We start from the raw sequence: 23,854 nt of genomic DNA, 5'->3' as shown, positions 1-23,854 counted from the left end.
CCGGCCGGTGTGCGACCTCGCGCACCGGCCGTTGTCGTACGCTGACACATGGTGATCATGGACGCAACGAGGCCGACATACCCCGTCTACCGGAGCGCAACCCCTGGCCTCGTAGGATCGGACCATCCCGTCCGGAGGAGGCCGCATGCCCCGAGTGGTCCTCGTCACCGGAGTCAGCAGGCCACTGGGCAGCCGGTTCGCCGCGCGGCTGGCCGCCGACGACAACATCGACCGGGTCATCGGCGTCGACACCGCTCCGCCGCGAGGTGACCTGCTCGGCACGCTCGGCCGCACCGAGTTCGTCCGCGCCGACCTCCGCAACCCGTTGATCGCGAAGGTGATCAGCGCCGCCAACGTCGACACCGTCGTCCATCTCAACCTGCTGACCAGCTCGGACGGCGTCGGCGGCCGCGCGGCGATGAAGGAGATCAACGTCATCGGCGCGATGCAGTTGCTCGCCGCCTGCCAGAAGGCGGCCAGCCTGCGCCGCTTCGTGGTGAAGTCGACGACCGAGGTGTACGGCTCGTCGCCGCGCGATCCGGCGTACTTCACCGAGAGCGCCGAGGCCAAGTCGCCGCCGGCCAGCGGGGTCGGCCGGGACGCGCTGGACGTGGAGCAGTATGTGCGCGGGTTCGCGCGCCGCCGGCCGGACGTGAAGGTCGCCATCCTGCGCTTCGCCGAGTTGCTCGGCCCCGGCATCGAGACCACCTTCACCCGTTATCTGAGCCGGCCGGTGACACCGACCGTGCTCGGTTTCGACCCGCGGATCCAGTTCGTCCACGTCGCCGACGTGCTCGCGGCGCTGGACAAGGTGACCAAGAGCGAGCACCACGGGTCGTACAACATCGCCGGCGACGGTGTCCTGCTGCTGTCCCAGGCGCTGCGGCGCGCCGGCCGCGTGCCGGTGCCGCTGCCGTCTGCGGCGGCCTCGGTGCTCGGCAGTGGCCTGCGCCGGCTCGGCACCGCCGAGCTGTCGACGGACCAGGTGCGGTTCCTGCAGTACGGACGCGTGGTCGACACGTCGAAGGCGGCACGCGAGCTGGGTTTCCGGGCCCGGTTCTCCACGCCGGAGGCGTTCGACGACTTCGTCCGCGGCCACGACCTGACCGCGCTGGTCGGCTCGGACGTACTCGCCGAGCTGGAGGAGACGGCGCTGTCCTGGCTGCACGCGATGCGAACAGGCAAAGGGGTGGGGGATGCCTGAGGAGTCAGCCAGCCGAAAGGTGATCCCGCTGCCGGCGCGCAGCGCCACTGGTCGCACGTCGGCGTCGACCGGCGAGCCGGCGCGCAAGCCGGGGGTGGGGGACCGGCTGGCCTCGCGCACCGGCAACCGTACGCCGCGCCGCCAGGTGATCCCGACGGTCGAGGAGCTGCGCGCGGTCAGCTCGGAGCCGGCCGACGGCGTGCCGTACAACGGCATCGAGGAGCCGGTCCGCCAGCCGGCCACGCCGGCGCCGATCCCGGAGCCGCGGGTCGAGGCGGATCCGCCGCCGGCGGCCGATGAGCCGGAGGACCGCTTCGAGCGGTTCGTGGCCGGCGCGCTGCGGTTCGCCCGGCGGCGGCTGTCCGGGGAGTATCGGGTCGACGAGTTCGGTTTCGACCCCGACCTGACCGACAACGTGATGGCGCCGCTGGTCCGGCCGCTGTTCGAGAAGTGGTTCCGGGTCGACGTGCACGGCCTGCACAACGTGCCCGACACCGGCGGCGCGCTGCTGGTCGCCAACCACGCCGGCACGATGATGCCGATGGACGCGGCGATGATCATGCTCGCGCTGCTCGACAAGCATCCGGCGCACCGCCACATGCGTACGCTCGCCGCCGACCTGGTCTTCTCCAGTCCGCTGATCGGTGCGCTGGCGCGCAAGGCGGGCGGCACGCTGGCCTGCAACGAGGACGCCGAGCGGCTGCTGGCGGCCGGTGAGCTGGTCGGCGTGTTCCCGGAGGGGTTCAAGGGGATCGGCAAGCCGTTCTCCGAGCGCTACAAGCTGCAGCGGTTTGGCCGCGGCGGCTTCGTGACGGCGGCGCTGCACAGCCGCGTACCGATCATCCCGGTGTCGGTGGTCGGCTCGGAGGAGATCTATCCGAAGCTGGCCGACGTCAAGATCCTGGCGCGGCTTCTTGGTCTGCCGTACTTCCCGCTGACCCCGACCTTCCCGTGGCTCGGGCCGCTCGGCCTGGTGCCGCTGCCGAGCAAGTGGATCATCGAGTTCGGCACGCCGATCCCGACCACCGACCTGCCGGACGCCGCCGACGATCCGATGCTGGTGCTCAACCTCGGCGACCAGGTGCGCGAGACGATCCAGCAGACCCTCTATCGCCTGCTGCTCACCCGCCGCACGGTCTTCGGCTGATTTACCCGCTACGGCGCGAAACTGTCACACCTATCCAGAAAAATTTGCCCCGCCGCGGCCGTGACGCACGCATGGGGGCCATGCGCTCGTTGGACGCAAGCATGGTGGCCATGCGGGCATTCCGTCGCCTCACCCCAGCCGGCGGCGCCTCCGGCGTAGTGCGACCGCGGCGACGGCCGCGCCGGTCAGCAGGCCGGCTCCGGCGATCGCCGGAGCGCCGACCTTGATGGCCTTGCGGCCGGTACGGAAGTCGTAGGTCTTCCAGCCGCGCGCGCGAGCCTCCTCGCGCAGGTCGTGGTCGGGGTTGATGGCGACCGCGCGGCCGACCGCGGTGAGCATCGGCATGTCGTTGTACGAGTCGCTGTATGCCGTGCACCGCGACAGGTCCAGCCCCTCGCGTTCGGCCAGCGCGCGGATGGCCTCCGCCTTGGCCTCGCCGTGCAGCATCTCGCCGAGCAGCCGGCCGGTGTAGCGGCCGTCCTCGACCTCGGACACGGTCCCGAGCGCGCCGGTCAGGTTGAGCCGGTTGGCGATGATCTGTGCCAGCTCGACCGGCGTCGCGGTGACCAGCCAGACCCGCTGGCCGGCGTCCAGATGCAGCCGGGCGAGCGTACGGGTGCCGGACCAGATCCGCTCGGCCATCAGCTCGTCGTAGATCTCCTCGCCATAGCGGACGATCTCCTTGACCTCGCGGCCTTCGACGAACGCCAGCGCGCGGTCGCGGGTGGCGTGCATCTTGTCCTGGCTCTCCTTGCCGCCGACCCGGAAGTGCAGCTGGAACCAGGCCATCTTGGCCAGGTCGCGGGTGGTGAAGAACTTCCGCGCGGCCAGGCCGCGCGCGAAGTGGAAGATCGACGCGCCGACCATCATCGTGTTGTCGCAGTCGAAGAACGCCGCGGCCGTCGGGTCGGACGGCACCACGCCGGCCGCCGCCTTGGACGCCGCGGCGGCGCTGGCGGCGCCGGCGACCACGGTGCGTACGTCGTCGTCGACGTGCCGGTCGGCGACGGCCGGCCCGGTTGCCGCGCGCCGGCGGCGCAGTTTCGGCGTCACGCCCTCACCCTAGCGAGGTCAGGTCGGACCGGCCGCGCAGGCGGGTGGCCGGCCGCCGAGGTCGTCGCTGCCGGCCGGCGCGGCATAGCCGTACGCGCACGCCACCGACCGCCGCAGGTCGCGCGACCGTTGCGCGAGCCGGAGGACCAGCGACCGCGACCGGTCGACCCGTACGGTCTGGTCGAGCGACGCCAGACCGGCGAGCTGGCCGACCACGAAGTCGTCCAGAGCATCCAGCGGCGCGCGGTCGCCACGTGCCAGCGCCGCTGCCGTGAGCACCTTGGCCGCCGCCTTCGTGGACGTGTCGACGCCGGCCAAGCCGGTCGCGACCGCCTCAGCGTCGGCCGTGTCGCGCAGTGCGCGCAGCTTCGCACTCGCCAGCCGCAGCCGTGCTTCGCCGGTGGCCAGCGGCGACATCGGCAGCCGCGCGGCCAGAGACTCGGCCTGCAGCTGGATCGCCGTGGACTGGCTGTCGAGGACCGCGACTCCGGCGCCGGCCAGCACCGCGGCTGCCACCACCGCCACGCCTACGGTGGCACGGTGGCGCACCGGCCGGCGGTGGGTCGCCATCGCGGTCACGGTCGTACGCAGGCTCCGGCGGAAGTCGGCATCGGGGACCAGCGGCACCGGTGGTGCCGCCGAGCGCAGCCGGCGCGCCAGTCGTACGAGCTCATCGTCGGCGGACCCGTCGTCCACACCGGCCGCGAACAGCTCAGCCGGCCGGCGCCGCAACCCCGTCACGTCAGCTCCTCGTCGTCCACCTTCCGGACTGATCAACGCCGGAGCACGGCCGTTGGTGACGGTAAGTTTCGTTTTCAGATGGTTTCTGTGACTGGCTGTAACAGTCAACGGGTCAGGCGAGGTCGCGCAGCAGCCGCGCGAGCGCGCGTACGGCGCGATATTGCAAAGCCTTGACCGCACCGGCGTTCTTCCCCATCGCGGCCGCCGTCTCCTCCACCGACAGGCAGCGCAGGAACCGCAGTGTGACGCATTCGCGCTGCTCGGCGGAGAGCTTGCGGATCGCGGCGACCAGCTCGGCGGCGGTCAGCGCGTCCAGGACCGTACGCTCCGGACCGTCGACCGCCGGCGCGCCGTCGGGGATCTCGGCGGTGGTGATCTCCATCCGATGGCGGCTCGACTTGTAGTGGTCGGCAACCAGGTTGCGCGCGATGGTGATCAGCCAGGCGCCCGGATCGCGGCCACGCCACTGCAGCGCGGAGATCCGCCGCAGCGCACGTACGAACGTCTCGCTGGTGAGGTCCTCGGCCAGCGCCCGGCTGGTCACCCGGTAGGCCACGAACCGGTAGACCTCGTCGACATAGCGGTCGTAGATCAGGCCGAACGCCTCCGCGTCACCGGCCTGCACGCGCTCGACCAGCGCCCACGCGTCGCGCTCCGGGCTCACCGCTGGCCGCGCTCCGGAGGGCAGAGCGCCGATGAACGAGGTCATCGCACCCTCCTCAGCGAGGTCGAAGCCGGCCAGGCCTGATAATACGTGTTCGGCGTCACAACGGGACGCCGTTGTCCACGCACCTGGCCGAAGGGGTGTCGGAGTGAGCGACGAAAGTACGGCCAATCTCGCCGATCTGGTCCGGGTTGCCGCGCATCGCGGTCCGGACGTGCCGGCGCTGTCGTTCGGCGAACGTACGCTCAGCTGGTCGCAGGTCGACGCCGACGTCGACGCCGCGGCGGCCGCGCTGCGCGGACTCGGCCTGGCGGCCGGCGACCGCGTCGCGATCGCGTTGCCCAACGGCCTCGACTTCCCGGTGGCGTATTTCGGCGCGCTGCGCGCCGGCCTGGTCGCGTTGCCGGTGAACCCGTCGTACACGGCTCGCGAGCTGTCCTGGATCCTCGCCGACTCCGGCGCGAAGGCGCTGATCGGCACAGGTGGCGTCCTCGAGACGGCGGCCGAGCTGGAGGCCACGCCGCAGCACCGGATCGCCAACGGCAGGGCCTTCGCCGAGCTGGTCGACAGCGGCCGTGGCCAGCCGGTGCCGGACGGCGGCGGCGACGAGGACCTGGCCGTGCTGATGTACACCTCCGGCACGTCCGGCCGGCCGAAAGGCGCGATGCTCTCGCACCGCGCGCTGCTGGCCAACCTCGACCAGTGCGCGAGCATCCAACCGGCGGTGCTGCAGCCGGACGACGTCGTGCTGCTGGTCGTACCGATGTTCCACATCTTCGGCCTGAACCCGGGGCTCGGCATGGTCGCGCGCACCGGCTGCTCGGCCGTACTGATGGAGCGCTTCGACCCGGTCGGCTCGCTGCAGGCCATCCAGGAGCGCGGCGTGACCAACGTGATCGGCGCGCCGCCGATGTTCCTGGCCTGGTCGCTGCTGCCGGAGCTGGCCGAGTGCTTCGCCGGCGTACGGCTGGCGGTCAGCGGCGCGGCGCCGCTCGACCCGTTGGCGCAGCGGCGGCTGCTCGACGCGACCGGCCAGCACGTCTTCGAAGGCTATGGCCTGACCGAGACGGCTCCGGTGCTGTCGTCGACGTTGATGTGCGAGGTGCCCAAGCCGGGTTCGATCGGTCGCGAGCTGCCGGGGGTCGAGCTGCGGCTGGTCGACGCGGCCGGCCGAGACGTGGTCGATGACGACGACGATGACGAGGAGCTGCTGCCGGGCAGCGACGAGCCGGGCGAGATCGTCGTACGCGGCCGGCACCTGTTTTCCGGCTACTGGCCGGACGGCGCCGGCGGTCCGGACGGCGACGGCTGGTGGGCCACCGGCGACGTGGCGTACCGGGACGACGACGGTGACCTGTTTCTGGTGGACCGGCTGAAGGAGCTGATCCTGGTCTCCGGCTTCAACGTCTATCCGCGCGAGATCGAGGACGTGCTGCTGAGCCACCCCGACATCGAGGAGGCCGCGGTGCTCGGTGTCGACCATCCGTACACCGGCCAGGCGGTGAAGGCGTACGTGGTGATGCGCGACGGCGCGGCGCTGACGGCCGAGGAGGTCGAGGCGTTCTGTGCGCGGTCGCTGGCGCGTTTCAAGTGTCCGACCGCCGTCGACTTCGTCTCGACGCTGCCGCATTCGGCGACCGGCAAGGTGGCCAAGGCGCGGCTGCGCGACAATTGACCCCGTGGATCACGAGGTCACGCTGATGACGCGCGAAGGCTGCCACCTGTGCTCGGACGCCGAGGAGGCGATGGCGCGGGTCGCCGCGCACACCGGCGTACGCTGGCAGGCCGTCGACGTCGACAGCGACGACGAGCTGCGCGCGGAGTACGGCGACCGGGTGCCGGTGGTGCTGCTGGACGGCAAGGAGCACGGCTTCTGGCGTGTCGAGGAGGAGCGCCTGATCCGCGACCTCACCCGCTGAGGTCCTGCGCCCGCGTGGCCCGCGTTGGCCGGGCCGCATGGCCACCATGCGTGCGTTGGTCTTGAGTTTTGACGTCTGGGTTGGTGACTGGTTCCGCGCCACTGGGCGCCCGACGGCTGGGCCCCCCGGCTGGCCTACCCGCTCCCAGAGCTGCCCATCCTGGTCATCGTCGGGCAGCGCAGCGACCGGGTGATGTCCTTCCGGCCATCGGCTGCGCGGACCGGCTCGGAAGGTGTCATGGCGTCCCGGTAGGTGGCGAAAGGGTCCACTACATGGGATCCACAGACGCGTGTAACGCTAAATGTCTGTCTCGTGAGGTTTGCTGGAGGGATGAATGTCGAGTTACTGGCGCTAGATGCACGAAACACGGCTTTCACGCCTGCGTGACCGCCAGCCCCGTGGTGGGTGTGGCTGCTGAGGCGAGTAATGCTGTTGTGGCTGCTTACCGGGCCGGGCTCAATATCCGGCGGTGCCAATTGCCCGGGTTTGATATCTTGTTAACCAAGTATTATCCGGTCAGGTCATCTCACCTGCATGGTTGGCCACAGCAGTCACACCAGCACCGCCCTAGCCGCCGCTGGATGCTCACAGACTCCCGCCCAGGTCCGACGCGCGTTTGCCTACCTCCGGCCCAAAATCACTCTCCCAGTCAGGGCACCAAACCACTCGACCCGACCAGGCCGCCCACCAGGATCACCCAACACCCGACGCACTCCACTCAACAACCGCAAAACAGACACAGCCCCAAACACCGCCAGAGCCAAACAGGTCAAAACTCAAGTTGGTCGCACGCAAGGCCACCATGCGTGCGTCCGGCGGCGCCACGACGGCGGGTCCGGCGCGAAACTGTCGTACCCTCCCCGAAAAATTGCCCCCACCCAGTGGTCGGGTGGGGGGTGGGTCGAGAGGCACACCCACGAACATTTTCGAGCCAGGTGAAAGGCCTCAAACCCACCCCCCACCCGTGACTGGGTGGGGGCCATTCCAGCACCTGCGTACGACAGTTTCGGGGCGCAGGTGGTGATCGTGAGCATTCGCAACGGTGCGAAACTGTCACACCTCGGTGCGAGCATCGCGGGTATGGGGACGACGATCAGTGGGTTCGACGGTCGGCTCGTCGGCGACGTTCGGGTGGCGGTCGGCGGCGCCGGGCCGCCGGTGTTGTTGCTGCACGGGTTTCCGCAGACGCATCTGGCCTGGCGTGAGTTGGCGCCGTTGTTGGCCGGTGAGCGTACGGTGGTCTGCGCCGACCTGCCTGGATACGGCGGTTCGGCGGCGACCGGTGACGGGTCGAAGCGGGCGATGGCCGATGTTCTGGTGCGTGCCATGGACCAGCTCGGACACGAGACGTTCGCGGTGGTCGGCCACGACCGCGGTGCGTTGGTCGCGTTTCGGCTCAGCCTCGACCATCCGGAGAGGGTCACGCATCTCGCCGTTCTCGACGTCATCCCACAGGCCGACATGTGGAGCGCGTTGCACGGCGTCGGCACGGTTTTCGCCGCGCATCTGCCGTTTCTCGCTCAGCCGGCGGACTTTCCCGAGCGGCTCATCGCCGCCGACCCTGACCTGTTTTTCGGCCATTTCCTCGACATCTGGCAGCAAAGCGAGCTGCCGCCGGACGTACGCGCGGAATATCTGCGCGCCAGCGGGAAATCCATCGCGGCGATCTGCGCCGACTACCGAGCCGGCGCGTTCGTCGATCCGCGGCATGACGAGCAGGATCGCGGAAAGCGGCTGGCGATGCCGGTGCTGGCCGGCTGGCAGGACCCCGGCGACCTGCCGCTTCCCTTTGATCCGGCGGAAATTTGGCGCCGGTGGGCGGTCGACCTGCGGACGGCCACCTACCCCTGCGGCCATTTCATCGCCGAGGACCAGCCGAAGGCCCTCCACGACGATCTCGCCAGCCTGCTGGCCGCCTAGAGCCGCGCCAACGCGTACGCCGCCATGGCGTGCCGCATGAACTCGGCGAAACCCGGCCGGACCGCGTCGAGCTGCTCCGCGAACCGCGGATCGTCGGCGTAAACGTCACCGAGACCGGCGTACGACTCCTGGTTGGGCGTCCAGAAGTTGAGCAACCACCGATAGTGCGCGTCGACCGCCTCGATGACGCGCGGGTCGTCGGCGGCGATCCCGGCGTCCATCAGCGCGGCGATCCGCTCGTTGGTGTCGCCGTAGGTGGCCTGGACCTCCTGCCACTTCTCCTTCGACCACCGCATCACCTCACGGTTGGCCGTGGCGACCGCGGGTCCCCACCGCCGCTCGGCCTCCTCTGCCAGCTCGCGTGCCTTCGCCGAGTGTGGGTCGAAGCCGTGCCACATCTGCTCGGCTGCCATGTCCTCACCTCCTTCCAGTTTCCGGATGGTCTGCTCGACCGTGCGCGCCACCTCGCCGAGCCGCTCGCGCTCCGCCTGCAACCAGCCGTAATGCCGGCGCAGCGCGGCCAGCTCGTCGTCCTCACCGTCGAGGATCCGGCCGATCGAGTCGAGGTCCAGACCCAGCTCGCGCAACAGCAGGACGTGCTGCAGCCGCAACAACTGTTCCTGCTCGTAGTAGCGATATCCGTTGGTGCCGACGCGCGCGGGTCGCAGCAGGCCGATGCTGTCGTAGTGCCGCAGCGTCCGCGATGTCACACGGGACATCCGCGCCACCTCGGCGATCGACCAGCTCATCACGCGCTCCTCGGCCGGCCGGACTTTCCGGCCCCACGAGTACGGTAGATGTTGACGTCACGTCAACCTCAAGCCGCGCGTGACCCGCGCCACGACGCCGCAACGCCTCGTTACCGGCATCCGGCGCCGGTAACGAGGCGTTGCGGTCGATCAGGCCGGTTGGTGAACGGCGGCCGCACCGAGCCAGCGGGTCAGCGCAGCGGTCAGCGTCGACGCGTCGAAGGCCACGCCCGGGGCGAGCGCCCACGCGACGTAACCGTCCGGCCGTACGAGCACCGCCGCGAGGTCCGGCAGCTCGTCGGTGGTGGCCCTGACGACCCGCACCGAGGGCCAGCCGGCGGCCGCGGCGCGTACGTCCGCCGAGTCGGCCAGGTCGAGCAACACCGCCTGGCCGTCCTGGCAGAAGTCGGCAAACCGTACGTGTGATCCGTCGACGGTCAGCGCGATGTCGAAGAAGAAGCGACCGGCGCGCGAGTGGTCGTCGCCTACGTCATAGCGGATGCCGAATCCGCCGACCATCTCCAGCAGGTACTGGTTGACATCGTCGAGGTCCATCAGCTCGATGAACAGGTCGCGCAGCGCCGTCGTGTGGTCGCCAGGCGCCATCAGCGCGATCTGTGCGCGCGTGTTGGCGAGCACGCGGAGCGCCACCGGATGCCGCTCGGCCGTGTACGTGTCGAGCAGGTCGTCGCCGGCCTGTCCGCGTACGACCGCGGCCAGCTTCCAGCCGAGGTTGAGCGCGTCGCCGAGACCGAGCGTCAGGCCCTGGCCGCCGAACGGCGAGTGGACGTGCGCCGCGTCGCCGGCCAGCAACACGCGATTGTTGCGATAGCTGCTCGCGGCGCGAGCGTTGTCGGTGAACCGGGTGGCCGAGATGATCTCCTTGACGGTCACGTCGGTGCCGCTGACGTGCCGCAGGCTCGCCTGCAGCTCCTCGACGGTCACCGCGCCGTCGCGGTCGGCCGGCGGCCCGTCGAACTCGACCGTCAGCACGCGCTCCGGCATCGGCCCATAGACCAGCATGCCGGTCGGCGTACGGTTCCAGCCGCGCGGAAGCTTCTCCGGGTCGGCAAGCACCGCGAGCGCCTGATGACCGGTGATCGCCGGGTCGGTGCCGGGGAAGTCAAAGCCGGTGAGCTTGCGTACGGTGCTGCGGCCGCCGTCGCAACCGACCAGATAGCCGGCACGCAGCTCGTACGCGCCGTCCGGCCCGTCGACCGTGACCGTCACGCCGTCGTCGTCCTGCACCAGACCGGTCAGATTGTGACCGCGGCGCAACTCCACGCCGAGCGCGACGGCACGCTCGACCAGGGCGGCCTCCAGCAGTGGCTGCGGCACCATGATCAGCGGCGGCGAGCCGCTTTCCGGGATGCCGACGTTTGCCAGCCGCGACCCGTCGAGCTTGAAAACGCCGGCGAAATGGCCCATCGGCGCCTTGCCGGCGAACTTCCGCATCGCTGCCTCGGCCTCGGCGTCGCTCATGTCCTCATCGTCGCCGCTGAACATTCGCAGCATCTGCTTGATGCTGGTCAGCTGAGCGGCGGCGAGCTGGTCGCGCAGGCCGCGGCGGACCAGTGCCTCGCCGGTGATCGCGTGCAGGGCTCCGGCCTTGATCGTCTGGTCGGGCTCGGTGAGCCGCTCGATTACGACCGGTGCCAGGCCGTTGAGCCGCAGTTCTATGGCCAGCAGCAGTCCGACCGGACCGCCGCCGGAGATGACGACATCGAATGACATCGGGGTTCCTCTCTCTATGTGGTGAGTCAATCTTGTACTGAGTATAAGTTCATTGTCTATAGTGTGACGGCATGGAGGCGCAACTGGGTCGGCGGGAACAGCGAAAGCGCGAGACGCGCCAGCACATCGCCGACTCCGCCATGGCGTTGTTCGTGGTCAACGGCTTCGACAACGTCACGGTGACAGAGATCGCCGAGCACGCCGGTGTGTCCCGGATGACCGTCTTCAACTACTTTCCGCGTAAGGAGGACATCTTCTTCGACCGCATCGAAGACGGCTATGAGCTGAGCACGAGAGCTATCCGTGACCGGCGGCCCGGCGAGTCGATCGCCGCGGCCGCGCGCCGGCTGATCACCGAGTTGGCCGAGGCGCGGCATCCGCTGACCGGCCTGATCCCCGGCGGTCCGCATTTCTGGAACCTGGTCTCGGCGAGTCCGGCGCTGAAAGCGCGCGTACGCGAGGCGGCCGACGAATGGCAGAGCCTGCTCGCGCGGCTCATCGCCGAGGAGACCGGCGCTGCCGACGACGACCCGGCACCGCTGATCCTTGCCGCCGAGCTGGTCGCCATGTATCGGCTGCTGCACCGCGCGGCGATCCGCTGGATCCGTTCCGGTCGTACGGTCGACGAGGTCGCGCCGGATTACCTGCGCCTCATCGACCGAGCGTTCGACGCGATCGAGTCCGGCATCGGGCCGTACGGAGTTGTGACCTGAAACTTTTCCCGTTCGCCTCGGCGCGTACACAGCTGTCGCATAGGTTTCCGAGGGATACCTGTACGCGACGAGGCGAGAGGTGGCGCGGTGGTCGGTCTGCGGCGGCTGTTTGGCCGGCACGAGGAGTTCGTGCGGCAGGTCGTCCGGTTCTCCGCGATCGGCATCGTTTCCACCGGTTTCACCGCGTTCACCTATTCGGTCCTGCGGATCTGGTGGCCGATCGTGGTGGCCAACCTGGCCGCGCAGATCCTCACGACGGCGTTGAACACCGAGGCCAACCGGCGGTGGACGTTCCTGTCCGAGGCGCGCCGGCCGATCACCTCGTACGGCCGCGCGCAGCTCGGCGGCGCGATCATTTTCGCGCTCTACTTCGGTTTCACGTCGTCGGCTTTGTTGCTGCTGCGGCTTTTCGTTCCGTCGCCGACGCCGCTGGACGACGTGCTGGTCATGCTGTTGTCGTCGCTGGTCGCCACCATCGGCCGGTTTTTCCTGCTGCGACTGTGGACCTTCGCGCACCAGGATCGGTAATTTCGGTGCATGCTCGCGTGGATCGTGGACCAACCCGGTGCCGGCTCGCTGCGGCGCGTCGATCGGCAGCCGCCGGAGCCAGAGGCGAACGAGGTTCGCATACGCGTCGAGGCGTGCGGTGTGTGCCGCACGGATCTGCACCTGGCCGACGGCGACCTGCCGCCGCGCCGGCCGCGGACCGTGCCGGGACACGAGGTCGTCGGCATTGTCGACGCGGTCGGCGCGGCGGCGCGGCGGTTCGCGATCGGTGACCGGATCGGCATCGCCTGGTTGCGCGGCACCTGCGGAGCCTGCCGGTTTTGCCGTACTGGGCGAGAAAACCTGTGCCGGTCGGCGGTTTTCACCGGCTGGGACGCCGATGGCGGCTATGCCGAGGCGGCGGTCGTCGACGAGGCGTACGCGTATCGCATTCCGGCGGAGTTGCCGGCGATGCGGGCGGCGCCATTGCTGTGCGCCGGAATCGTCGGTTATCGCGCGTACCGGCGCGCGCTGCTGCCGCCTGGCGGACGGCTCGGCATCTACGGTTTTGGTGCCTCCGCTCATCTTGTCGCGCAGTTGGCGGTCGTCGAAGGCGCGCGCGTACACGTGCTGACGCGGTCGTCATCGGCGCGGCGGCTGGCGTTGTCGCTCGGCGCGGCCTCGGCCGGGCCCGCCGAGGACGGACCGCCGGAGCCGTTGGACTCCGCGGTGATTTTCGCGCCAGCGGGGGAGTTGGTGCCGCTCGCGCTGCGGGCGCTGGACCCCGGCGGGACGGTCGCGATCGCCGGCATTTATCTGACCGACATTCCATCGCTGAACTATGAAGCCGAGTTATTCGAGGAAAAGCAGGTCAGGAGTGTCACCGCCAACACGCGGGCGGATGGCGAGGAGTTTCTGCGGCTGGCGGCGGCGGTCGGGGTGGCGCCGACGGTGGACGTACGGCCGCTGGCTGCCGCCGATGTCGCGCTGGCCGACCTGTCCGCCGGCCGCGTGACCGGCGCCGCGGTCCTGGTGCCGTAGTCGGCCGCTGGACGTACGCCGCGGCCGCCCGCAGGCCGGTGGCCGCATGGCCCCCATGCGTGCGTCCGGGGGTCGCATGGCCACCATGCGTGCGTCCGGGGGTCGCATGGCCACCATGCGTGCGTGGCCGCGCGGAGCAAGATCGACTTTGTATGTATGTAAGTTGCCACGCGAACCCACCCCCCGCCCGTTTTGGGTGGGGGCCCAGATTGGCAGGGGGGTACGACAGTTTCGCGCCGTAGCGGGTATTGGGGTCTGTCTCCAGATTCCGCGGCGACAGCCGAGCTCAAGCCTCGACTGGCGGCACGGCGAAACCGCCAGGCGGCGTTTGGATCTCGACTCTCATCCCTCGGAATCTGGAGACAGACCCTAGAAGATCGAGTCCCAGAGCTTCTTCGCGCCGTGGCCGATCGCATCCAGGCCCTTGCCGATCGCGTGGCCGACCGGTGCGACCACGTGGTCGGCGACCGCGTTGCCGACGCCGCCGCCGATGAGGCCGCCGACCACGCCGCCGACGAAACCGCCGACGACCGTACCGACCGGGCCGCCGATGACCGTGCCGATGGCCGCGCCACCCTGCGCGCCGGCCCAGGCGCCGGCGATGGCGCCACCGCCGCCGATGGCGCCACGGGTGGCCGCGCGGCCGACCTTCTCGGTGCCGGACAGGTCCGTACGCCCCGAGTCGCGTGACCACTGGTCGAGTGCGGAGGTGCCGACGGCGAGTACGTTGCCGGCCCGGCCGGCCCACTTCGCGCCGGTGACCCAGGCGCCACGCGTACCGGCCAGGTTTGGCTTGGCGATCCAGTTGTCACCCTTGGCCGGAGCCCAGAAGCCGGCGCTGTTGACCGGGATGAACCGGCCATCCGGTCCACGCGGCGCGAACCGGCCGAACTGCACCTTGGTGAACCAGCTGGTCACCGGGCCGATCGGCCGCATCGACGTGCCGATCCACCACGGCACGGCGAGCATCCCGGCGCCTGGCGTGTAGAAGCCCTTGAGACCGGCCAGCCAGTAGTTCCACGGCGCGAACTCCATGCCTGGCAGCGCGCCGACCCGCTGCGCCTCGGCCACGTTGGCGTCGGTCGGGCCCTGCTTCAGCATCGAGGAGGCCTTGCTGCCGCCGTCGACGATGTAGGAGTTGTACGCGGTCCACCACTTCTGCTTGGCGGCCGCGGTCGCGGTGTTCTTGGCGGTGTTGATCTGGTCGGCGGTCGGTGGCTTGCCGTCCGTACCGGTCGCGCCGTAGTTGGGGCCCTGGCCGTTCAGGCCGCTGGTGATCCGGTCGACCTCGGCGTTGAACTCACGGACCTGGGTGGCCCAGTACTGCGTGACGACCGCACCCCAGGCGAGCGCCGACTGCGCCTGCTGCGAGCTGTTCTGCACCGGAGTCTGCGCCGCCTGCAGCTCCGGCGCGCACATGCCGTTCCAGTTGGCGATCGCCGGCTGGTACGCCGTACGGGTCGCCGTGCCGTTGAGGATCGCCTGCGCCGACGAGCTGATCAGCTGCGTCCCACACGACTCCAGCTGGCCGACATTGGCGGTGTGCTTGTCGAACGGCTGCATCGCGTCACTCCCCGGTGATCGGCCGGTTGAGGACCGAGTTGAGCTGCGTACCCTGCTGCAGCGGCTGGTTGAGCACGTACGTCGACTGGCCGTCCGCGCCGACCACCACGTTCGCCGCGGAGGTCGCGTTGACGCCCTGTGCCTCGGCCTGCTTGGCGATCCCCTTGAGCGTCGGGTTCCACGAGGACAGGTAGCTCTCGAAGGCGCCGCCGACGGTCGAGTCGCCGGCGCCGCTGGCCACCGACCGCAGCGCCGTCTCGGTCCGATGGGCCCAGGAGTCCCAGTCGGAGGAGGTCGCGGCGGTGTTGTTGCCCGCGCCGATCACCGGTTCCGGGTGTACGTCGTAGTACGTCACTTTTGCTCCCAACTGCCGTCAGGGTCCGCACCGGCCATTGAAGCAGAGGTGCGCAAGTCCTCCGGGTGACGAAACTTTCTGACAGTCGGGATGGTGGTCGCGGTAACCGTCGGAGTGCACGCAAGGCCACCATGCTTGCGTTCGACGCACGCATGGTGGCCATGCGTGCGCCAGGACAATCGGATTCCGATTGTCCCGGGGCGTGGCCGCCGCGGCCAAGATCAACTTTCTATGTATGTAAGTTGCCACGCGAACCCACCCCCCACCCGATCTGGGTGGGGGCCCAGATTGGCAGGGGGGTACGACAGTTTCGCGCCGTAGCGGGTAGTTCAGCCGGCGATGTCGGCGACGGCGGCCACCAGGCGGTCGACGTCGGAGATGTCGTTGTACGGCGCGAGGCCGGCGCGTACGCCACCGGTGTCGCCGAGGCCGAGCGCACGCGAGCACTCGATCGCGTAGAAGGTGCCGGCCGGCGCGTTCACGCCGCGCTTGCCCAGCTCGGCGTAGACGACCTGTCCCGGCACGCCGGGCACGGAAAAGAGCAGCGTCGGCGTGCGGCGTGCGGCTCGGCTGTGCATGGTCACCAGACCCGACAACCCCGCTTCCAGCCGCGCGCGCAGCGACTCCTCGTACGCCTCCAACGCCGTCATGCTGGTGACCAGCCGGGAACGCCGGTCGCCGGTGCCGGGGACCAGGCCGGCCAGGAAGTCGACGGCCGCGGTGGTGCCGGCCAGCAGCTCGTACGGCAGCGTGCCGAGCTCGAAGCGTTCCGGCACCTCGTCCGTCGACGGCAGCAGCTTGTCCGGACGCAGCGTCTCGAGCAACGACGGGGCCGCGATCAGCGCTCCGAGATGCGGACCGAGAAACTTGTACGGCGAACACACGTAGAAATCCGCGCCGAGCGCGGCGACATCGACCGGCGCGTGCGGCGTGAGGTGCACACCGTCCACATAGAACAGCGCGCCGGCGTCGTGCACCGCGGCCGCGATCGCCGGCAGGTCCGGTCGCGTACCAACCAGGTTCGACGCACCGGTCACCGCGACCAACCGGGTGCGCGAGGTCAGCGAAGACGTCAGCGTTTTCACCGAAAGTTCCGTGGATTCCGGGTCAGGTGCGACCCATACGAGCGTGGCACCAGCCGCAGATGCGGCTTGGACCCAGGGCCGGACGTTCGCGTCGTGGTCCAGCCGGCTCACCACGATCTCGTCACCGGGTCCCCAGTTTTTCCCCAAAGTACGGGCAAAATCGTACGTCAGCTGGGTCATGCTGCGGCCGAACACGACACCGCGCGGATCGCCGCCGAGCAGGTCGGCGACCGCCTGCCGAGCGTCTTCCACGACCCCGGTGGCGCGTCGCTCGGCCGCGGTCACCGTTCCACGATTGGCGATGCCGGCGGTCAACGTGCCGGCCACCGCCTCGGCGACGACGTCCGGCACCTGCGAGCCGCCGGGACCGTCGAAATGCGCGGCACCCTCGGCCAGCGCGGGAAAATGCTTGCGTACGGCCACCACGTCATATGTCATGCGTCCAACCTAAATCGCCGGCGGCGCGGTCAAAATAGACTGCCTTCACTACCGATCATGTAGCGGGCACGTTAACCTCGGCGAAACACTCGTTAAGGCGGTCCGATGGTCCTGCTGGCCACCGCGCGATGCCGGATGCCGTCCGGCCACAGAGCGGTGCGCGGATGAGCAGCGGCAGCCCGTGGCTCGCCTGGCCGGCCGGCACCGACCCCGACGAGCTTTCCCGCAGTCTGTATGCGGCGCACGAATCCTTTCTGGAGACCGGAAAACCGGTCATCCCGGTCCGTTCGATCGTGCTCGAGTCGTGGCGCCGGTCGATGCGTTCGGGAGTCAACCCGGACGTGAGCGAGCCACCGGTCGACCTGCTCGACGATGATCTGCACGGCTATCGCGAGGCGCATCCGCTGGCCGCGATCATGCCGGTCGTACGCCGCCTGCTGGTCACCGACGCGACCGACAGCGACCTGCTGGTCGCGGTCACCGACGCGTCCGGCCGGATGCTCTGGGTCGAGGGCGCGACCCGCCAGCGGATCCGCGCCGAGAGCATGCGGTTCGTCGAAGGCGCCAGCTGGGGTGAGGCCGACGCCGGCACCAACGCGCCGGGCACCGCGCTCGCCGTCGACCACTCCGTGCAGATCTTCGCCTCCGAGCACTTCAGCCGCCCGGTGCATCCGTGGAGTTGCTCGGCCGCTCCGGTGCACGACCCGCAGACCGGCGCGATCCTCGGCGCCATCGACATCACCGGCGGCGACCAGGTGGCCGCGCCGCACATGCTCACGCTGGTACGAGCGACCGCCGCGGCGGCCGAGGCGGAGCTGCGGCTGCGGCATCTGATGGGGCGCTCGCGGCCACCGGCCCCGCGCACCCGGCCGCCGCGGCTGCCGCACGCCGCCATCGCGCGGCTGGACGTGCTGGGCCGCACGCACGCGACGCTGCATCGCGGCGGCCGCGTCACGTCGCTGTCCGGCCGGCACAGCGAGCTGCTGCTGCTCCTTGCCACCCACCCGGCCGGCCGCTCCGCCGAGCAACTGGCCGTTGAGCTGCACGAACGCGAGTCCGCGCTGGTGACCGTACGGGCCGAGATGTCCCGGCTGCGCCGGCTGCTCGGCGACGACTTCCTGACCTCCCGGCCCTACCGGATCACCGTGCCGGTCGACACCGACGTGGCCGAGGTCCGCCGCCAGCTCGACCGCGGCGCGCACCGGCTGGCGCTGGAGGTCTACCAGGGCGCCGTGCTGCCGCAGTCGCAGGCGCCAGGCGTGGTGGCGATCCGCGAGGAGCTGCGCCAGCGCCTGCGTACGGCCCTGTTGCGGCACGCCACCGGCGAGGTGCTGCTGCGCTATGCCGAGTCGGCCGACGGACGCACCGACATGGAGATCTGGCGCGCCTGCCTGGCCGCGCTGCCGGTCGGCTCGCCGCGCCGCACGCAGGTCCAGGCGCACCTGCGCCACCTCGACAGCGCCCTCCGATAGCGCGCACGCAACGGTGTTGCAACCCTCGGCCACCTAGCCTTCCGGGTAGGTGTCGTGTCGCCGTTCCGAGGGGGGTGCGCCATGGTCCTGTTCGCCGCACCCGGCCAGCCGGGTAGCACGCTGACGTACGAGTCGCGCTATGGCAACTGGATCGATGGCGGATACGTACGGTCGACACGCGCCGCCTACTTCGCCGACACCAGTCCGGTCACCGGCCAGGTGTTCACCGAGCTGTGCCGCTCGACGGAGGCCGACGTACGGCTCGCCGTCGCGGCCGCGACCAGCGCCGCGCCGGCCTGGGCCGGCATCGCGCCGGGGGAACGGGCCGGCGTGCTGCACCGCGTCGCCGACCGGATCGAGCAGAACCTGCAGGCGCTGGCGGTCGCCGAGACGTGGGAGACCGGCCGGCCGATCCGCGAGGTGCTGGCCGCCGACCTGCCGATCGCCATCGACCAGTGGCGTTACTGTGCCGGTGCTTTGCGCGCGCAGCAAGGCGGCATTTCGGAAATCGACAGCGCCACCGTCGCGTACCACTTCCGCGAGCCGCTCGGCGTGGTCGGCCTGCGAGCCGGCTCGGAGTTTCCGTTGCTCACCGCCGGTTGGCAGCTCGCGCCGGCGCTGGCCGCCGGCAACACCGTCGTACTCGCCGCGTCGGAGCGGACTCCGGCGTCGATCCATGTTTTGCTCGGTCTGATAGGGGATTTGCTACCGCCGGGCGTCCTCAACGTGCTCAACGGCGTCGCGGCGGACGCGCTGGACACAGTGCCGTTCGCGACGGCGAGCGGACGATGTCCGGCGATCTTCTTCTCCGACGTGCTGCGCTCCGACGACGACTTCCAGGACAAGACGCTGGAAGGCTTCGCGATGTTCGCGCTCAACCAGGAAACCGGTCTTTCCGCGGCGCTGGTGGAAAAGTCAGCGTACGACGAGTTCCTGGAGCTGGCGACCATCCGAACCAAGGCGATCCAGCAGGGGGATCCGCTGGACACCGAGACGATGATCGGCGCATTGCCGAGTGCCGACCACGTGAGCCGCGCTTTGGCGGCGATAGAAGGAAAAGTCGTGGTCGGCGGTGAGCGCGCCGAGCTGGACGGCGCGCTGGCGGGCGGTTTCTACCTGCAGCCGACGGTCATCGCGGCCGGCCGGGACGTACGCCATCTCAAGGCCGGCACTGTCGGTCCGGTCGTCACGGTCGCCGCCTTCGACCAGCCGGACGACGCCGTACGGTTGGCCAACAGCTGTTTTTCCGGCTCCGGTGCGGCGGTGTGGACGCGCGACGTCGACCGTGCCTACCGGACCGGCCGGCGGATCGCCGCCGAGCGGGTCTGGACCAACTGCTATCACCGCTATCCGGCACATGCCGCGCTGAGCGGCCGACACTCCTACGGCGGCGACGGGCGCGCGCAGGTTTTGGAGCGATACCAGCGATCCAAGGACCTGCTGGTCAGCTACGATCCGCGCCCGGTCGGCATCTTCTAGGTCTCGACGGAGCCGTCGCGTATCGTCGGAATGCGCCGGGTCCGGCCGTCGACTTCGGCCGTCGTGAGATAGCTGGCGAAAACGGCGAAGGCGAAATCCTCGGTGACGTTCGCCGGCAGCGTGGCGCGCAAAGCGAGCCAGTCGTCGCAGCTCGCGATCGCGTCTGTCGATGCGGTGAGGCGCATCAGCCGGTCGGCGGCGTTTTTTCGATCCAGCGCGTGCCAATCCAGTGCCGCGTCCGGCGATGGCACCGCGACCGACGCGCCACGCGTCGCCTCATCGATCAGTGCGGCGCGGCTGGCGGACGGCAGCAACACGCCGAGCTCGCGGACGAGGTCGGCCGGTTCGTCAGGTGAATGGACGAAATTCAGGTAAGCGTTGTACGCACCGAGTTCGGCGCGCAGCTCTCCCGGCCTGCGTCTGGCCGGTTTCGACGGTCCTTTCTGTGCGGCCAGCGCCGCGGTCGCGCCGGCCTTCGCGTGCCGGACCACTAGCAGAAGAGCGGGACAGGCACGGAAAAGCAGGTCGACCACCTCGCGATGCTGGCGGCTGACCGCATTCCAGTGATAGCGCCAAAGTCCGCGCAGAACGTGCCGGCAGTACGGCACGTCCCGCACGGCCGCCACCAGCCAGCCGCGAGCGCGCAGCCAGGACAGGATGGCCGGAAGCCGGCCGGTGAGCAGGGCCTCCGGTTTGACCAGAAGAAACGAGTGGTGCTCGCAGAATTCACGCAACCGAGCCGGCGCCAGCGCGTCCCGGAAATCGTCCCAGCACTCGAGATAATACGTGTCGTCGTCGAAGAGCTCTCTTTTCCGTTCCATGGTTGTTGTCCAGCCGGGGACGTCCGGCTCTGCGACGACGGTTGTCACGGGTCTCCGTTCGGTCGGATGCGTACGACCATCATCGCTCCGCAGAGCAAGGGATCAGATGACCCCACTTTCGCGCAGTTGCATACGGATCTCCTCATAGCGCTCGATGGTGAGCCGGCTCCTGGCCACGTCGTCGACGGTCTGGTCCTTGCGGCCGAGTCCGAACTGGACCGCACCGGTCTCCGGATTCGTTGTCAGCGCACGACTTTTCTCCGCCGGTCCGCGTACGATCAGCGACACCGTGCCGGAGCGCGTGAGCGTCGCGTGCACGACGGTGTGGTGAATGGTGTAGGAGTCGCCGGCGCGCAACGTGGAGCTGAACCGCTCGGCGAAGGCCGCCGCCGGATGGCCAGGGTCGCCGTCCGGAGACACCAGGTCATAGAGAACGTGCTCGTATCCGCCGCGCAGCAACGAAGTGGTGAAGGACCATCGGTGGTCGTGCGGTGTCGCCACCTCGATCTGGGACCAGACGTGCAGCCGGATGCGGAAGTTGCGGTCCGGTGCGTCGTGCAGCACCAGTTTGTCGAACAGACGGTGATGTTCGCTCATGTCCCACAGGTCGCGTTGCGCGCGTACGCGGTTGACAAGCGTCGCCAGGGCTTCCTTGTCGGCGGCCAGCGCGTTGAGAAACTCGGAATTGCGCAGGTGCGCTTTGTTCAGGTCGCTCCAGTCGACCGTGTAACCCGCAAGCTCGGAGAGCACGGTTCCTCCATGATTTCTTCGCGATGAGATTGAGTTCGTCAGCGATCCGGCATGACCGTTGTCACGAGATTTGCTCTCGATGACAACGATCGCCGCGGCGTCCTGGCAAGTGCGAGCCGTCGCACCTAACCACAGTCGCCGTCACCGATCAACGGACAACCGCGATTATCCGGCTCAGACGGCCAGAAGAGGACCGAGAGGACCGGTCAAGATGAAATTCTCGTGAAGCCTTGACACAGCCCGCTATGGTCGGTCGCGTTGCTTGTGGCGGCGCTGCGCGCGGCCACACATATTCATGACATCGCCACACCCGCATTCTCGTTCGCTGTGAATAGGGGAAATAGTGCCTGTTGTAGAAGTGCGCCTGCGGCTGGAGGTCAGCCCCGCGGCCGCGTGGGACGCCGTCTGTGATGTGGAAAGTTATCCGGCGTACATGGAAAACGTACGGTCGGTGAAGATCACCGATGACACCAAGCGGTCCAACCGGATCAGCGCCTGGTCGGTTTTCCTGAAAGGCTCGATCCTGGAATGGACCGAGTCCGACCAGATCGACGACGAGCGGCGGCGAATCGATTTCCAGCAGGTCGACGGCGACCTGGAACATTTCGCCGGCTATTGGCAGGTCATCGAGGCGGACGGCCCGGACAGCTGCGAGGTCGTGCTGTACGTGGACTTCGAGATCGGCATTCCGCTGCTTGCCGACATGCTCAACCCGGTGGCCAAGACCGCGTTGGAAGACAACTCCACCAAGATGTTGCGGGGGCTCGAGCAGCGAGCGAGCGCGGTCTAGCGGCGATGACCATCATCGAACGGCTCGACACCGCGACAGTGCCGGCCGCGGTTTCGTTGTGCGTCAACGATCTCGGCTTTTGTTATCGCGGTGCCGCCGACGACGTGCTGACCGGCGTCGGGTTCGATCTGACCGCCGGCGAGGTGCTGGGAATTCTCGGTCCGAACGGCTCCGGGAAAAGCACGTTGCTCAAGGCTTTGCTCGACGCGCAAAGCGGCGTACGGACCGGTCGCGTCACCACGTCGGTCCACGGTGACGCCGTTGAGCTGCCGCGAGTCGTCGGCTTCGCCAGCCAGCACATCGCGCTCTACCAGCAGCTGACCGTATGGGAAAACCTGCGCCATTCGGCGCGGGTTTCGGTGCCATGGCGACAGGTCGGCGACGCGGTCGACCGGACCATCGCGGAGTTCGGCCTGGAGCAGGTGATCCGCGTGCCGGTGGAGAAGCTGTCCGGCGGCTGGCAGCGGCTCGCGCACATCGCCGCGAGTTTCGTTCACTCGCCGCCGATCCGGCTGCTGGACGAGCCGACCGCGGCACTGGACTTCGAGGCGCGTGGCCGCCTGGTGGAGCTGATCGGGCAGTGGCGCCGGCAGCGGATGGCGATGATCGTCACCTCGCACTATCCGGAGGACATCGAGGAAACCTGCACGCACGCCGTGGTCCTACGCGGCGGCACGATCGTCCGGCGGGGGACGCTGGCCGCGCTGCTCGGTGGACTCGACGCGGAGCTCGTCCTGGAGGTCGACGTCGCAGGCGTACCGGCGACCGTACGCGCTCCGGCGCCGGTCACCGCCGCCGACCTTTCGACGGTGGTGGCGTCTTTGGTACGCGACAAGGAGATCTCCGCGGCGCGGCTGACGGCGGCGCGGTTGACCAGGAAGACGTTGCGGCAGCTGATGGTGTCCGATCCGGAGCTGAGGGGGTTGCTCGATGACGACCAGTCCGGGCATCCGGCCGGCTGAGCCGCGATTCTGGTCGGTGGTCAGCGCGTTCGCGGTCAGCGACAGCCGCATCCTGTGGCGGATGCGAACGCCGCTCGCATTCATGTTCGCGGTGCCGGCGGTGCTCTCGCTGAGCCTCGGACCGGCCGTGTCCGGTGGCGGCGGTGCGGCCGCCGGAGGCCGGTCGATGATCGGCATCGCGGTGCTCTTCAGCCTGATGACGGTCAACTACGTCGGCCTGGCATTGTTTCGTGAGTTCACCAACAACACCTGGATCCGGCAGGCGGTCAGCCAGCCGGCCAAACTCGCCTTCCTGGTGGGAAAAGTCCTGCCGGTGGCCGGTGCCGGGATGATTCAGTTGACGGTTTTCGGGGCCATCGCGTTCATCGCGTACGGCACGCCGCTGCACGGCTCGGTCCTGCAGCTGCTGGTGGTGGCCGTCGCGCTGGTCGCGGTCGGCTGCGCGATCGGTGCACTGCTCTACATCGTGACGCGTACGACCTCGACTTTCCAAAGCCTCGCGTACATCGTGCTGATCACCACCGGCTGTGTCGGCGGCAGTGTCGTGCCGGACAGCCAGCTGCCGCCGTTCTCGCGTTTCCTCGGCCTGGCCACGCCGCAGCACTGGGCTCTGCGCGCGTTGGACGAGAGCACCTCCGGCGGCGGCTCGTGGGGTCCGACTTTGCAAGCCGTGGCGATCATCGCCGCGATGACCCTGGTCTGCGGTGTGCTGGCGTGGCGCGCCCTGGACTATCGCAACGCCAAGTCCGCGCAGTCCTAGTTTGTCAT

23 protein-coding genes are annotated in these 23,854 nt (G+C 69.2%); 13 read left to right on the top strand and 10 right to left on the bottom strand.

Annotated elements, in window-relative coordinates; translation table 11 throughout:
• Positions 1–145 precede the first annotated feature (145 nt).
• Complete coding sequence (locus tag GNX95_RS34810; RefSeq protein ID WP_163511874.1) at positions 146–1,204, top strand: NAD-dependent epimerase/dehydratase family protein; 1,059 nt, start codon at positions 146–148, stop codon at positions 1,202–1,204.
• Complete coding sequence (locus GNX95_RS34805) at positions 1,197–2,351, top strand: lysophospholipid acyltransferase family protein (RefSeq protein WP_163511873.1); 1,155 nt, start codon at positions 1,197–1,199, stop codon at positions 2,349–2,351. The genes GNX95_RS34810 and GNX95_RS34805 overlap by 8 nt, the downstream gene beginning before the upstream one ends.
• A 129-nt stretch (positions 2,352–2,480) precedes the next feature.
• On the opposite strand, the gene GNX95_RS34800 is transcribed toward GNX95_RS34805, so the two are convergent.
• From GNX95_RS34800 to GNX95_RS34790, 3 genes are all read right to left on the bottom strand, one after another.
• Positions 2,481–3,404: an HAD family hydrolase gene (locus tag GNX95_RS34800; RefSeq protein ID WP_222854140.1), complete on the bottom strand. Its 924-nt coding sequence runs from the start codon at positions 3,402–3,404 to the stop codon at positions 2,481–2,483.
• A gap of 18 nt (positions 3,405–3,422) precedes the next feature.
• A complete protein-coding gene (locus tag GNX95_RS34795; RefSeq protein ID WP_163511872.1) occupies positions 3,423–4,145 on the bottom strand; it encodes a hypothetical protein in 723 nt (240 codons plus the stop codon).
• A gap of 112 nt (positions 4,146–4,257) precedes the next feature.
• Positions 4,258–4,854: a sigma-70 family RNA polymerase sigma factor gene (locus tag GNX95_RS34790; RefSeq protein WP_163511871.1), complete on the bottom strand. Its 597-nt coding sequence runs from the start codon at positions 4,852–4,854 to the stop codon at positions 4,258–4,260.
• Positions 4,855–4,957: 103 nt separating this feature from the next.
• Here GNX95_RS34790 and GNX95_RS34785 point away from each other — a divergent pair, with 103 nt between their 5' ends.
• The 3 genes from GNX95_RS34785 (at position 4,958) to GNX95_RS34775 (ending at position 8,648) form a co-directional block, all read left to right on the top strand.
• On the top strand, positions 4,958–6,484 hold the full coding sequence (locus GNX95_RS34785; protein ID WP_222854139.1) for an AMP-binding protein: 1,527 nt from the start codon (positions 4,958–4,960) through the stop codon (positions 6,482–6,484).
• A gap of 25 nt (positions 6,485–6,509) precedes the next feature.
• On the top strand, positions 6,510–6,728 hold the full coding sequence (locus GNX95_RS34780; RefSeq protein ID WP_163512116.1) for a glutaredoxin family protein: 219 nt from the start codon (positions 6,510–6,512) through the stop codon (positions 6,726–6,728).
• A gap of 1,026 nt (positions 6,729–7,754) precedes the next feature.
• The gene (locus GNX95_RS34775) at positions 7,755–8,648 is read left to right on the top strand and encodes an alpha/beta fold hydrolase (protein WP_246281851.1); all 894 of its coding nucleotides are present in this window, start codon (positions 7,755–7,757) and stop codon (positions 8,646–8,648) included.
• Here the strand turns inward: GNX95_RS34775 and GNX95_RS34770 are convergent.
• Both GNX95_RS34770 and GNX95_RS34765 read right to left on the bottom strand, forming a co-directional pair.
• Positions 8,645–9,397, bottom strand: a complete 753-nt coding sequence (locus tag GNX95_RS34770; RefSeq protein ID WP_163511869.1) for a MerR family transcriptional regulator — start codon at positions 9,395–9,397, stop codon at positions 8,645–8,647. The two genes, GNX95_RS34775 and GNX95_RS34770, sit on opposite strands and share 4 nt — an antisense overlap.
• 150 nt (positions 9,398–9,547) lie before the next feature.
• Entirely contained in the window at positions 9,548–11,131 is a 1,584-nt protein-coding gene (locus tag GNX95_RS34765; protein WP_163511868.1) for an FAD-dependent monooxygenase, read from the bottom strand.
• A gap of 71 nt (positions 11,132–11,202) precedes the next feature.
• Between GNX95_RS34765 and GNX95_RS34760 the strand changes: the two genes are divergently transcribed.
• The 3 genes from GNX95_RS34760 (at position 11,203) to GNX95_RS34750 (ending at position 13,371) form a co-directional block, all read left to right on the top strand.
• Positions 11,203–11,844: a TetR/AcrR family transcriptional regulator gene (locus GNX95_RS34760; protein ID WP_163511867.1), complete on the top strand. Its 642-nt coding sequence runs from the start codon at positions 11,203–11,205 to the stop codon at positions 11,842–11,844.
• 87 nt (positions 11,845–11,931) lie between these two features.
• On the top strand, positions 11,932–12,372 hold the full coding sequence (locus GNX95_RS34755) for a GtrA family protein (protein WP_163511866.1): 441 nt from the start codon (positions 11,932–11,934) through the stop codon (positions 12,370–12,372).
• A 9-nt stretch (positions 12,373–12,381) separates the two neighbouring features.
• Positions 12,382–13,371, top strand: a complete 990-nt coding sequence (locus GNX95_RS34750; RefSeq protein ID WP_163511865.1) for a zinc-dependent alcohol dehydrogenase family protein — start codon at positions 12,382–12,384, stop codon at positions 13,369–13,371.
• A 369-nt stretch (positions 13,372–13,740) separates the two neighbouring features.
• Here GNX95_RS34750 and GNX95_RS34745 read toward each other — a convergent pair whose 3' ends face one another.
• From GNX95_RS34745 to GNX95_RS34735, 3 genes are all read right to left on the bottom strand, one after another.
• Positions 13,741–14,934, bottom strand: coding sequence for a hypothetical protein (locus tag GNX95_RS34745; RefSeq protein ID WP_163510245.1), 1,194 nt, complete (start codon positions 14,932–14,934; stop codon positions 13,741–13,743).
• 4 nt (positions 14,935–14,938) lie between these two features.
• Positions 14,939–15,289: a DUF6507 family protein gene (locus GNX95_RS34740; RefSeq protein WP_163511864.1), complete on the bottom strand. Its 351-nt coding sequence runs from the start codon at positions 15,287–15,289 to the stop codon at positions 14,939–14,941.
• Positions 15,290–15,618: 329 nt separating this feature from the next.
• The gene (locus GNX95_RS34735) at positions 15,619–16,812 is read right to left on the bottom strand and encodes a cysteine desulfurase-like protein (RefSeq protein WP_163511863.1); all 1,194 of its coding nucleotides are present in this window, start codon (positions 16,810–16,812) and stop codon (positions 15,619–15,621) included.
• Positions 16,813–16,976: 164 nt separating this feature from the next.
• Between GNX95_RS34735 and GNX95_RS34730 the strand changes: the two genes are divergently transcribed.
• Together GNX95_RS34730 and GNX95_RS34725 are read left to right on the top strand one after the other, a co-directional pair.
• Entirely contained in the window at positions 16,977–18,284 is a 1,308-nt protein-coding gene (locus tag GNX95_RS34730; RefSeq protein ID WP_163511862.1) for a helix-turn-helix domain-containing protein, read from the top strand.
• An 81-nt stretch (positions 18,285–18,365) separates the two neighbouring features.
• Positions 18,366–19,763 (top strand): aldehyde dehydrogenase family protein, encoded by a 1,398-nt coding sequence (locus GNX95_RS34725; protein WP_163511861.1) that lies wholly within the window; start codon positions 18,366–18,368, stop codon positions 19,761–19,763.
• On the opposite strand, the gene GNX95_RS34720 is transcribed toward GNX95_RS34725, so the two are convergent.
• Entirely contained in the window at positions 19,760–20,584 is an 825-nt protein-coding gene (locus GNX95_RS34720; protein WP_163511860.1) for a nucleoside-diphosphate kinase, read from the bottom strand. The genes GNX95_RS34725 and GNX95_RS34720 overlap by 4 nt on opposite strands.
• Before the next feature lie 102 nt (positions 20,585–20,686).
• Positions 20,687–21,334 carry a hypothetical protein gene (locus tag GNX95_RS34715; protein WP_163511859.1) on the bottom strand — a complete coding sequence of 216 codons (648 nt, stop codon included), beginning with the start codon at positions 21,332–21,334 and terminating at the stop codon, positions 20,687–20,689.
• A gap of 343 nt (positions 21,335–21,677) precedes the next feature.
• On the opposite strand from GNX95_RS34715, the gene GNX95_RS34710 reads away from it, so the two are divergent.
• From GNX95_RS34710 to GNX95_RS34700, 3 genes are read left to right on the top strand one after another with little or no spacing between them, the layout of a single operon-like run.
• Complete coding sequence (locus GNX95_RS34710; protein WP_163511858.1) at positions 21,678–22,124, top strand: type II toxin-antitoxin system RatA family toxin; 447 nt, start codon at positions 21,678–21,680, stop codon at positions 22,122–22,124.
• Between the two features lie 5 nt (positions 22,125–22,129).
• Entirely contained in the window at positions 22,130–23,086 is a 957-nt protein-coding gene (locus tag GNX95_RS34705; RefSeq protein WP_163511857.1) for an ABC transporter ATP-binding protein, read from the top strand.
• On the top strand, positions 23,055–23,846 hold the full coding sequence (locus GNX95_RS34700) for an ABC transporter permease (RefSeq protein WP_163511856.1): 792 nt from the start codon (positions 23,055–23,057) through the stop codon (positions 23,844–23,846). The genes GNX95_RS34705 and GNX95_RS34700 overlap by 32 nt, the downstream gene beginning before the upstream one ends.
• Positions 23,847–23,854: the final 8 nt, after the last annotated feature.

The sequence above is a fragment of the Fodinicola acaciae genome, assembly GCF_010993745.1.
Taxonomy (GTDB): Bacteria; Actinomycetota; Actinomycetes; order Mycobacteriales; family HKI-0501; genus Fodinicola; species Fodinicola acaciae.
Note: the sequence above shows the minus strand (reverse complement) of the source record. Positions and strands in the feature narration are given on the sequence as shown.